The sequence below is a fragment of the Bradyrhizobium sp. P5_C11_2 genome (assembly GCF_054049755.1).
This window is the reverse complement of record NZ_JBFULT010000267.1, coordinates 1-10,122: the sequence shown is the minus strand read 5'-3', so window position 1 is coordinate 10,122 and position 10,122 is coordinate 1. Positions and strand designations below refer to the sequence as shown.

General features: G+C 63.4%; 11 protein-coding genes, 1 tRNA gene and 1 pseudogene. 7 read left to right on the top strand and 6 right to left on the bottom strand.

Translation table 11 applies throughout. The features are described 5' to 3' along the window. Window positions 1-201 precede the first annotated feature (201 nt). From hisD to ACXJL8_RS23220, 7 genes and pseudogenes are all read left to right on the top strand, one after another. Window positions 202-1,497 carry a histidinol dehydrogenase gene (gene hisD / locus ACXJL8_RS23250; protein ID WP_456685647.1) on the top strand — a complete coding sequence of 432 codons (1,296 nt, stop codon included), beginning with the start codon at window positions 202-204 and terminating at the stop codon, window positions 1,495-1,497. Next, a complete protein-coding gene (locus ACXJL8_RS23245; protein WP_456620529.1) occupies window positions 1,494-1,991 on the top strand; it encodes a UPF0262 family protein in 498 nt (165 codons plus the stop codon). The genes hisD and ACXJL8_RS23245 overlap by 4 nt, the downstream gene beginning before the upstream one ends. Before the next feature lie 5 nt (window positions 1,992-1,996). Then, entirely contained in the window at window positions 1,997-2,464 is a 468-nt protein-coding gene (locus ACXJL8_RS23240) for an arsenate-mycothiol transferase ArsC (RefSeq protein WP_456620528.1), read from the top strand. Between the two features lie 324 nt (window positions 2,465-2,788). Next, a complete protein-coding gene (locus ACXJL8_RS23235) occupies window positions 2,789-3,418 on the top strand; it encodes a Maf-like protein (protein ID WP_456620527.1) in 630 nt (209 codons plus the stop codon). 146 nt (window positions 3,419-3,564) lie between these two features. Beyond that, window positions 3,565-3,747: a DNA gyrase inhibitor YacG gene (gene yacG, locus ACXJL8_RS23230; protein ID WP_456620526.1), complete on the top strand. Its 183-nt coding sequence runs from the start codon at window positions 3,565-3,567 to the stop codon at window positions 3,745-3,747. A 185-nt stretch (window positions 3,748-3,932) separates the two neighbouring features. Continuing rightward, a tRNA-Phe gene (locus tag ACXJL8_RS23225) sits at window positions 3,933-4,008 on the top strand. 78 nt (window positions 4,009-4,086) lie between these two features. Next, window positions 4,087-4,422: pseudogene (locus ACXJL8_RS23220) on the top strand (hypothetical protein); the annotation flags it as partial. 534 nt (window positions 4,423-4,956) lie between these two features. On the opposite strand, the gene ACXJL8_RS23215 reads toward ACXJL8_RS23220, so the two are convergent. From ACXJL8_RS23215 to ACXJL8_RS23190, 6 genes are all read right to left on the bottom strand, one after another. After that, window positions 4,957-5,373: a DoxX family protein gene (locus ACXJL8_RS23215; protein ID WP_456620525.1), complete on the bottom strand. Its 417-nt coding sequence runs from the start codon at window positions 5,371-5,373 to the stop codon at window positions 4,957-4,959. Window positions 5,374-5,424: 51 nt separating this feature from the next. After that, complete coding sequence (locus ACXJL8_RS23210; RefSeq protein WP_456620524.1) at window positions 5,425-7,035, bottom strand: MFS transporter; 1,611 nt, start codon at window positions 7,033-7,035, stop codon at window positions 5,425-5,427. Then, window positions 7,032-8,198: an HlyD family secretion protein gene (locus ACXJL8_RS23205; RefSeq protein ID WP_456620523.1), complete on the bottom strand. Its 1,167-nt coding sequence runs from the start codon at window positions 8,196-8,198 to the stop codon at window positions 7,032-7,034. Before ACXJL8_RS23205 ends, ACXJL8_RS23210 begins: the two co-directional genes overlap by 4 nt. 7 nt (window positions 8,199-8,205) lie before the next feature. Beyond that, on the bottom strand, window positions 8,206-8,940 hold the full coding sequence (locus tag ACXJL8_RS23200; RefSeq protein ID WP_456620522.1) for a pirin family protein: 735 nt from the start codon (window positions 8,938-8,940) through the stop codon (window positions 8,206-8,208). Window position 8,941: 1 nt separating this feature from the next. Continuing rightward, window positions 8,942-9,799 (bottom strand): alpha/beta fold hydrolase, encoded by an 858-nt coding sequence (locus ACXJL8_RS23195; protein WP_456620521.1) that lies wholly within the window; start codon window positions 9,797-9,799, stop codon window positions 8,942-8,944. 55 nt (window positions 9,800-9,854) lie between these two features. Continuing rightward, on the bottom strand, window positions 9,855-10,122 hold a 268-nt coding region (locus tag ACXJL8_RS23190), incomplete at its 5' end, for an AraC family ligand binding domain-containing protein (RefSeq protein ID WP_456685646.1).

The window sequence follows — 10,122 nt, the reverse complement described above, 5'->3', positions numbered from 1 at the left end:
GGCTGGAGCAACATCCTGGTTCAATAACAAAGACTTGGGGTAATGGGTCCTGGCTTTCGCCAGGACGACGTCAAAGCAGGATGACCACAGAAAACGGCGACACCTGCCGAGGGTTGACGGCGGGTGGCCGTCGCGCCATTGAGCAGGGGACCTGGTGAGCCAATCCGCCCCCTCGAAAACCAGCCGGAAGCCAAGCCCAAAATGCCCGTTCGCCTCGACCGCAGCAGCGCCGATTTTGACCAGCGATTTGCGGCCTTCCTCGCCGCCAAGCGCGAGGTCTCGGCCGACGTCGAGGCCGCCGCGCGCGCGATCGTCGACGATGTGGCCAGGCGCGGCGATGCCGCCCTGCTCGAGGCCACGGCAAAATTCGACCGGCTGACGCTGGATGCGGCCTCGCTGCGCGTCACGGCCGGCGAGATCGAGGCCGCGGTTGAGGCCTGCGATGCCGCAACGCTGGATGCGCTCAAACTCGCGCGCGACCGCATCGAGACCTACCACGTCCGGCAATTGCCGAAGGACGAGCGCTTCACCGACCCGCTCGGCGTCGAGCTCGGCTGGCGCTACACCGCGATCGAATCCGCCGGCCTCTACGTGCCCGGGGGGACTGCGGCCTATCCGTCCTCGGTGCTGATGAACGCCGTGCCCGCAAAAGTCGCCGGCGTCGCGCGCCTCGTGATGGTGGTGCCGTCGCCCGACGGCAAGCTCAATCCGCTGGTGCTGGCGGCGGCAAAGCTCGGCGGCGTCACCGAGATCTATCGTGTCGGCGGCGCGCAGGCGGTGGCCGCGCTCGCCCACGGCACCGCGACGATCGCGCCGGTGGCCAAGATTGTCGGCCCCGGCAATGCCTATGTCGCCGCCGCCAAGCGGCTGGTGTTCGRCAAGGTCGGCATCGACATGATCGCCGGCCCCTCCGAGGTGCTGGTCATCGCCGACGACACCGGCAATGCCGATTGGATCGCCGCCGACCTCCTGGCGCAGGCCGAGCACGACACGAGCGCGCAATCGATCCTGATCACCGATTCCGCGCGCCTTGCCGCCGATGTCGAGAAGGCGGTCGAAGCCCAGTTGAAGACGCTGCCGCGTGCCGCGATCGCAGGTCGCTCCTGGGCCGACTTCGGCGCCATCATCATGGTGAAGAATCTCACCGATGCGATCCCGCTGGCGGACGCCATCGCCGCCGAGCATCTCGAGATCATGACCACGGACCCGGATGGGCTTGCCGCAAAGATCCGCAACGCCGGCGCGGTGTTCCTCGGCGCGCATACGCCGGAGGCGATCGGCGATTATGTCGGCGGCTCCAACCACGTGCTGCCGACGGCGCGCTCGGCGCGGTTCTCCTCGGGGCTGGGGGTTGCCGACTTCATCAAGCGCACCTCGATCCTGAAATGCGGCCCGGATCAGCTGCGTGCGCTGGGCCCGGCCGCGATGACGCTCGGAAAGGCGGAGGGGCTTGATGCCCATTCGCGCTCGGTTGGATTGCGCCTCAATCTGTCATGACCAGGCCGCCCGAACAGGACGACTCGACCAATCGCATCGTCGCGGTCACCCTCGACGAGGAGTCGATCGGCCGTTCCGGGCCCGACATCGAGCATGAGCGTGCGATCGCGATCTACGATCTGATCGAGCAGAACCTGTTTGCGCCGGAGGGCGCCGACGGCAAGGGGCCGTTCACGCTGCATATCGGCATCACTGGCAACCGGCTGATGTTCGACATCCGCTGCGAGGACGCGACGCCCGTGGTCGTGCATCTGTTGTCGCTGGGGCCGTTCCGGCGGATCGTGAAGGACTATTTCATGATCTGCGATAGCTACTATCAGGCGATCCGCACCGCGACGCCGGACAAGATCGAAGCCATTGACATGGGCCGCCGCGGCATCCATGACGAAGGCTCGCGCACGCTGCAAGAGCGGCTGAAGGGCAAGGTCCGGGTCGATTTCGAGACCTCGCGACGCCTGTTCACGCTCATCACTGTCTTGCACTGGAAGGGTTAGGTGCGATGGCGGGTCCGCCACGCGCACGCGATCCGCAATCGGTGCTGTTCGCCTGCGCGATGAACAGCGTGCGCTCGCCGATGGCCGAGAGCCTGCTGCGGCACATGTTTCCGCAAGGCCTCTACGTGAAGTCGGCCGGCGCGAGGAAGGGCGAGCTCGATCCCTTCGCGGTCGCGGTGATGGACGAGCTGGGGCAAGACATCTCCACCCACAAGCCGCAGACCTTCGAGGAGCTGGAGGATTGGGAGGGGCTGAACTTCGACCTCATCATCACGCTGTCGCCGGAGGCGCATCACAAGGCGCTGGAGCTGACCCGCACGCTCGCCGCCGATGTCGAATACTGGCCGACGCATGATCCGACCACCATCGAAGGCAGCCGCGACCAGAAGCTCGCCGCCTACCGCGACGTCTGCGACCAGCTGTTGATGCGTATCCGCAGGCGGTTTGCGAAGGTGGGGGCGGCGAGCGGGTAGCCCTCGCGCCCCGGACGCAGCGCCTCCTCTCCCTCGCCCCGCTTGCGGGGAGAGGGGCGGGGTGAGGGGGAGTCTCCGCGAGGACGGTGAAAGTTGAGCGCGCGGATGCTCCCCCTCACCCGGATTGCATCTTCGATGCAATCCGGCCTCTCCCCGCACGCGGGGAGAGGCGTAGAGGCCGTAACACCGGCGTCACAGACCGCAGGCACACGCATGCTGGGCCCGTCGAATCAGTAAAGTCCGGGTTCCCGGGTTGTGAAATCAGCCCCCTTCCGATAGGTTCCGCGCGCAATTCACCCCCTGCTTCATCCCCCAAATCACCTGATGCTCGGCCGCCCCAAATTCGTTCTTGCCTCCGGTTCGCCGCGGCGCCTGTCGCTGCTCAACCAGGCCGGCATCGAGCCGGACGCGCTCCGGCCGGCCGACGTCGACGAGACGCCGAAGCGGGGCGAGCTGCCGCGCGCCTGCGCCAACCGGCTCGCGCGGGCCAAGGCCGATGCGGCGCTGAAGTCTGTGCAGCTCGACGACGAGTTGCGCGGCGCCTTCATCCTCTCCGCCGACACGGTTGTGGCGGTCGGCCGCCGCATCCTGCCCAAGGCCAACCTCGTCGACGAGGCCGCGCAGTGCCTGCGGCTGCTGTCCGGCCGCAACCACCGCGTCTACACCGCGATCTGTCTCGTCACGCCGCGCGAGGCCTTCCGCCAGCGCCTGGTCGAGACCCGCGTGCGCTTCAAGCGCCTCTCGGAGGACGACATCCAGGCCTATATCGGCTCCGGCGAGTGGCGCGGCAAAGCCGGCGGCTACGCCGTGCAGGGCATCGCCGGGTCCTTCGTGGTGAAGATGGTCGGCTCCTACACCAACGTCGTCGGCCTGCCGCTCTACGAGACCACCACGCTGCTCGGCGGCGAGGGTTTTCCGATCCGCTTCGGCTGGCTCAACGCAGTCGGCGTGTGAGAGCGGCGACAAAAATATCGAAAACAACCCCATGCACAGTAGAATGGCCCACCGGGTCCTTGCGGAGGACGCATGCGCCGCCGCCCGAGGAACCCGTTTGCCGACAGGCTCTTGACCCCCGCAACCTCGTAGACGCCGCCCCGATCATGGACCACCAAGTCAAAAAGCCCGCCAGTCCCCTCAAGACCTGCGCGATCTGCGGCAAGCCGCAGTCCGAGGCCACCCGTCCGTTCTGCTCGTCGCGCTGCCGCGACGTCGACCTGAACCGCTGGCTGAAGGGCTCCTACGTCATCCCCGGCAAGGATGACGAGGTCGATGACGTCGAATAACTAAGTAGTTTCAAATGGTTGCCTGATGAGGGCGGAGCGCTCGCCGGCGTCATCCCAATCTCATCCCAGCTTGTGCACAGCCGGGCCAAGCTCCGAGAGGCCATCGGCGAAGCGTGGGTGGACAGGCCGCTCCGAGCCCACTATAAACCGCCCGCTCGATGGGCCTTGGCCCCTCTTTGGAGCACGCCCAGGTAGCTCAGTTGGTAGAGCATGCGACTGAAAATCGCAGTGTCGGTGGTTCGATTCCGCCCCTGGGCACCAAACTACGCTTTTGTGCGCTAGACTGCGATTTTGTGCAATGACGTGAGTGCTGGCCTAGGGGTCCATTACGTCGCGCGTTCGCCGTCGAGCATCACCAACGAACTCGGCTTTACCGAGGCAACCGTCGCAGCACTGGTCGGCCATGCCAACGGCTCGGTAACGAGCAAGTACATCCATACGCTCGACACGGCGCTTATCGTGGCTGCGAACACAATCTCGGGCTACATTCAAGGGCTCCTTGACGGCATCGAATCCAAGCAGACCGCCTATGCGTTAGACCGTGGTTCACGCAAAGCTGCCCTGGCCCGCTTCCTGAAGAGGCTTCCAGCGCTGAACTTGACGAGCCCGAACAGGAGTCTCAGTTGGCCGCGCAGCTTTGCATTGTGGCGAGGTGTTTCGTCGGCGCGGCGATAGAGTCGCGCAGCGCGACGCTGCTCTTGGGACGGGGCACCGGACGCGCGAGCACCCGACATGATTCGAACGTGTGACCTTTGCCTTCGGAGGGCAACGCTAAGCGACCGCCTGAAATAGCAATTTGAGATGGTTGCATGTCCCCGCAACCAACTCAAATTGCTAAACCCCACCCCTGGTGGCTGGGTTTTCGTTTTGAGAGCGACCGTCAGGACTTCAGCCAGATCGCCTCGGACATCGATCCCAACCCATGCTTGCTCGAGCTCGGCCAGCGGCAACCTCTCTCTGCCGGATTGTGTGTTTGACGGGAAGTCGATTGAAATTTCGGGGACCCGCCCGATGGGCTTTATCGTTCCGCCGTTTGGCTAGCACCGGGGAGCCCCCATGGGTGGCTAAAACAGATAAAAACGCTATGGTTGCAGCGCGATCCCGCCGATCGAAGCAGCCTTGCGAAGCATTGAAAATATCATCAGATCGTTCCTTTGGATCGTTTCTGTTTTGGCACTCACGTGCCGGGATCGCTTTAGCTGTATGGGGCTACTGCGGGCCTAGATTGAGGTCGCAAATCGCAAGAGCGCCCGCTCCGCACACGCTGATATAGAGCAGGCCACCGATCACAGCGATATTGCCCATGAAGGCGTTGCGCATCATCGCGCGGATCTGTGCAGGGTTTTTGACGGACCAAAACTGCAGGAAGGCGAGCGAGACAAAGGCCAGGAACAGCGCCAATCCGATCGCCGCAATTCGGGCATAGAGCCCCAGACCAAGTGCGAGTGCACCGGCGAGCTCGAACGCACCGGTCAGCCGCATGAGAAGCGCAGGCACGGGCAAATGAAGAGATGCGACCTGCTCCATCTCCATCGGATCGAGCCGGAACTTGTCCATCGCGCTGACAACGAAGAGTGATCCGATCGCAATGCGTGCGATCACCAGCGTTGCGTCTGCCTCGATCATGGATGGTCTCCTGTAATGTTTGGCTGGCTCGACCGAGCGATCTCACTTTGATCACTGGGCGTTGCGGACGGGATGCATGTTGCGTTTTGGGGTGAAGGGACCTTCCGGCGGGGACGTCATCAGTACGACCATCACGAGTCCCAGAAGCGCAGCCCAGAACGTCAGCCAGAACCCGTCGATGTAGGCGAGAACATTGGCTTCGCGCCGGACCAGGGCAGCCATGGTGCTGAGCCCCCGGGCTGTCGCAATATCCGATCCATGGCTGATGAAAGGCGCGGTGATCTGAGAGAGAGCTTGTGTGACGCCGGCGTCACCGGCGGCGACGTGTTGACCGAGCAGGTTAGAGTACGTCTGTTCGCGGACACGCAGCCAGGTCGTGATCAGGGCCACGCCGATTTCCGCGCCGCCGAGGCGCAAGACCTGGATATAGGCCGAGAAGGCCGTCGCGCGAGTTGGATCGGCATTGGCGAAGGCATAGATCATGATCGCAATGAATGTCAGGCCGTACCCCACCGACTGAAGAAGCGCGAGGGGCACGAAGGCCGCGGGATCCCAGTCGCTGGTCAGTCGTGTGCCGAGCAAGCCGGCGGCTGCAAATGCCGAGAGACCGAGGATCAGCACGAGCCGGGCATCGATCCGTCGCAGCAGGACGACGGCCAGCGGAACCAGCAGCAGGAGCGGCAGCGCGACGTAATTCAGCAGCAGCGGACCGATTTGTTCGGGTCTCAATAGCCGAACCGTCGTGAGGAAATTGGGGATGAGCGCGACGTTGGACAGGCTGGTCAAGATGAAGCAGAGCGCGGCGAGCAGCATCAATCCGATGTTGCGCGAGAGGATGACGCTCGCTCTGGCCCAGGGCTCCGGCACGATGGCCTCGTTCACCAGGAATGCCGCAATCAGCGCCGCGCCGCCGCACAGAAGGGCCAGGACCGTACCGGAGGAGAGCCAGTCGAGCCGGTTGCCCTGATCGAGCCCTGTGTAAAGCAAAGTGAGTCCCGCGCCGAACAGCAGCATGCCGCCCCAGTCAGCCCGGCGCAGCAGATCGTAATTGATCGGCACGGACGGGGCGCCAAGATAGACGAACAAGGTCATGAGCGGAGCGAGCAGTGCATCGCCCCAATAGACCCATTCCCATCCGAGGGTCTGAACATACATCCCCACCAGGGAGATGCCGGCATTCGCCGTGAATGCCAGCCGAAACGCATAGAGCGCCATGGCCGGCAGCCACCATCGGGGTGGCAGGTTGCGCAGGATCACCATCATGGTGGCCGGCACGAATACGCCGAGACACAGCCCATGGACGATGTGCAGAGCGAGCAGCAGATCGACTGCGCGCACAAAGGGGATGACGATCGAGACGACGGTGTAGAGCAGCGTCGGAATTAGGAATAGGCGCCGGATGCCGATCGTCGAGGCAAACCAGGCAACGGCTGGCGCGATCATGATCTGTGACGCGGTTCCGGCGGTACTGAGCCAGGCACCTTCGTCGAAGCTCAGACCGAAGGCCCCCTTGATGTCGACGAGCCCGATCGCGAAGAAGCGGCTGTGAAAGCCGACGATGAACGGCCCCAGCAGAACGGCTGCGACCGCGTAAAGTGGTTGGTACGGCGAGGTGGGCTTGGCCGCCGGGTCGCTGTCGCCTTTCTCCACGGAACCGTTCACGGCTGTGCGCTCTGATTGCGGGAGGCTTCAGTATGGATGCGTGTCGTGACCGACATACCTGAGCGAAGGCGCTCAAGCAGCTTCTGGTTCGGTGCGAAGCCGATCCGCACGGAAATCCGCTGCACCACCTTGGTGAAGTTGCCCGTCGCATTGTCGGCAGGCAGCAGCGCGAGTTGCGACCCGCTTGCCGGAGAGAGGCGCTCGACATAGCCGTGCAGTACTTCGCCGGGGAATGTATCGACCGTGATATCGACGGGCTGTCCCTCGGTCACCCGTGTCAACTGGGTTTCCTTGTAATTGGCGATCACATAGATTTTGGGGAGCGCCGTAATCGTGATCAGGCTGCTGCCGACATTGACATAGTCACCCTGTTGCACCCCTCGTTCGCCGACGACGCCGTCGAATGGGGCAGTGATCCGGGTATAATCGAGGTGCAGTTGCGCTGCCGCGAGAGCGGCCTCGGAAGTCTGCAAGTCAGCAGCACGTTGCGCCTTTGTGCCAATCAGTACGTCGAGCTGTCGTCGCTGCGCTTCCACGGCAGCTTCGCTCGCCCGCAGGTCACTCTGGGCCTTGACGTGGGAGGCAACGACTTGTTCGACTTTTTGCTGCGTGGAGAAACCCGATTGTGCAAGCTTCTCCTGTCGCTCGCGTTCCTGGCGAGCCTGAATTTCTTGCGCCAATGCAGATGCCTGTTGTGCTTCGGCTTGTGAGATCGTGGCACGCTGCAGCGCGATCTGGTTATCGAGGTTGCTATGTGCAGTTCTGGCTGAGGCAGCAGTGGCCACGGCCTGAGCAACCTGGACGGTATAATCAGAGGGATCGATTTCTGCTAGCAGATCGCCGGCTTTGACACGCTGGTAGTCTTTGACCCCGATTGCACGCACCGTTCCGGCGACTCTGCTTGCGAGGCGCGTCATCTCTGTTCGAACATATGCGTTGTCTGTCTCCTGAACCGCGGCCTGGGCTGTCCACAGGTCCCATCGTGTGATCGCGATGGTGACAAAGCCCAGGATGATCGCAAGCGCGAGCGCCGGAATGCCGAAGCGTCCGAGCGCGCCCCACAGGGCGGGCGAGATCGTCCGTTCGGCTCCCGGATGCGGCACCCGTTCCGGGAGCGGCACCTCGGCAGCATCCGCGGGGGGCTGGGGCAGGGGCATCGACATGTGTCGCTCATCCGCCGCTGATGGTGCCCGCGCGCGTGGCATGCGCATCGCGATCGACCAGAAAGGCCAGGAGTGTGGACGGACGAATGGCCTTGATCGCCGGAAGCGCGGTCTCGTTGTCGGCGAGCGCATCTCCCTTCAAAAGATGGGCGGCGCCGGCATTGATCTCGCCGTCGAAGACATACAGCAGTTGCTGCATGCCATCGGCACGCGGGATTTCAATCTCGCGGCCGGCCGGCAGGTGCGCGTCATAGACGATGACCTGCTGGCGGATCGTGAGCGGCGCGTCGCTTGTCTCCGGCGCGGCGATGAGATGCCAGTTGCCGTCGGCAACGGTGTCGTCGCGGTCGTGGAACTGGACTTCGCCGGGCAGATCCGCCTCGCGCGGGCGGATGAAGATCTGAAGCATTTCAACGGGGTCTGAAGGCGCGGATTCCTCATGCCAGAAGCTCTTGCCTGCATTCATCATCATCAGTCTGTGCGGAGACAGCGCAACGCGGTTGCCAGACGAGTCCTCGTGCACCATGGTGCCGTGCCACATGTAGCTGAGTATCTCGTCGTTGACGTGCTCGTGGAATCGCACCACGGTGCCGACGCCGAGATTGGCGTGATCGAGGACGGCGAGCGGCCCGAAGGCGGGATCGGCGTTCGATCCGAAGACACGGCCCGGCCGCACGCGCCGGATCTTGAATGGCCCTTGCTCGAAGCCGCGGCTGGCCTGTGCGCACAGAATTCTCAACACGTCAGGAAACTCCCTGCTGAGCTTTTGTAACGGTCTTGCGGATCAGCTCAGCGACGAATTCGGGTTTCTCGTCTGGCATCCAGTGCCCGCAATTCTCAACGATCCCCGTATCGACCTTCTCGGCGATCAGCTTTGCGGCGTTCCCCGAATAGTCAGCCATGACCATTGCAGAGCCATAGGATGCAACAGGAATGGTCAGCTTTCGCGCGCTGAATTCTTTTAGCTGCTCGCCGGTCTCGGGGATCGCGTGATAGTGCATCAGGCTCGCGCGCAAGGCGCCGATCCCGCTATAGGCGCGGATGTAGTCCGCGGCCTCGTCGGGCACTACCGCATGGGGATTGAAAGCGAAGCTCCGGTAGAAATGATTCAGGTAGGCTGGGATATCTGCCCCGATCATCTTGGCGGCCATATCCACGTCCTGATGGAATTTCAGATGCCAGAACAGTGTCACCAGGTCGGGGACGTTATCGCTGACGATGCCCCACAGCGGCGCTTCGATCAGGGTGAGGGACGCGCAGTGATCGCGGTGCTTGGCAGCGAAGGCGTAAGCCACCGGGCCGCCGACATCATGGGCGACGAGATGGACGCGCCCGAGACCGAAATGCCGAACCAGCGCCAGGATATCGTCGGACTGGGTTGACGCATCATAGCCTGTCAACGGCTTGGAACTGTCGCCGCACCCGCGCAGATCAGGTGCTATGAGCTGATAGTCGCCGTCGAGCAAGGCGCTGACGCGCTCCCACTGCCGGCTTGTCTGTGGCCAGCCGTGCAGGAGCACAATGGTTTCGTCGCCCTGGCCGGACGACAACGCATGCAGGAAGCCGCCATCGAAGGGAACGCGGTGACTGATGTGGTTCATTGCAAGGTTCTCTGCAACTAAAGAGAATTGGTGGTGCAACATGCGCTGGTGATGGTCAGTCGATGGGCGGGCCGACGAATTCGACGCCGTATTTCGCTGCGAGCTCGTTCACCCTGTCCGTCCCGTCCTGCGTTGAAAGCCCCTCTTTCGCGACCGCACGGAAGAAGCCTTCGCCGTACCCCGGGGACAGCATGACGAGCACGCGGGATGTGCCGGGGCCGATGCCTTTGAAGGCGTGGCGCGCGCCAGGCGGGATCAACGCGGTCGTTCCCGGCCCGGCCATGGCTTCCGTTCCGTCACAGTGAAACTTCACTGACCCGGAC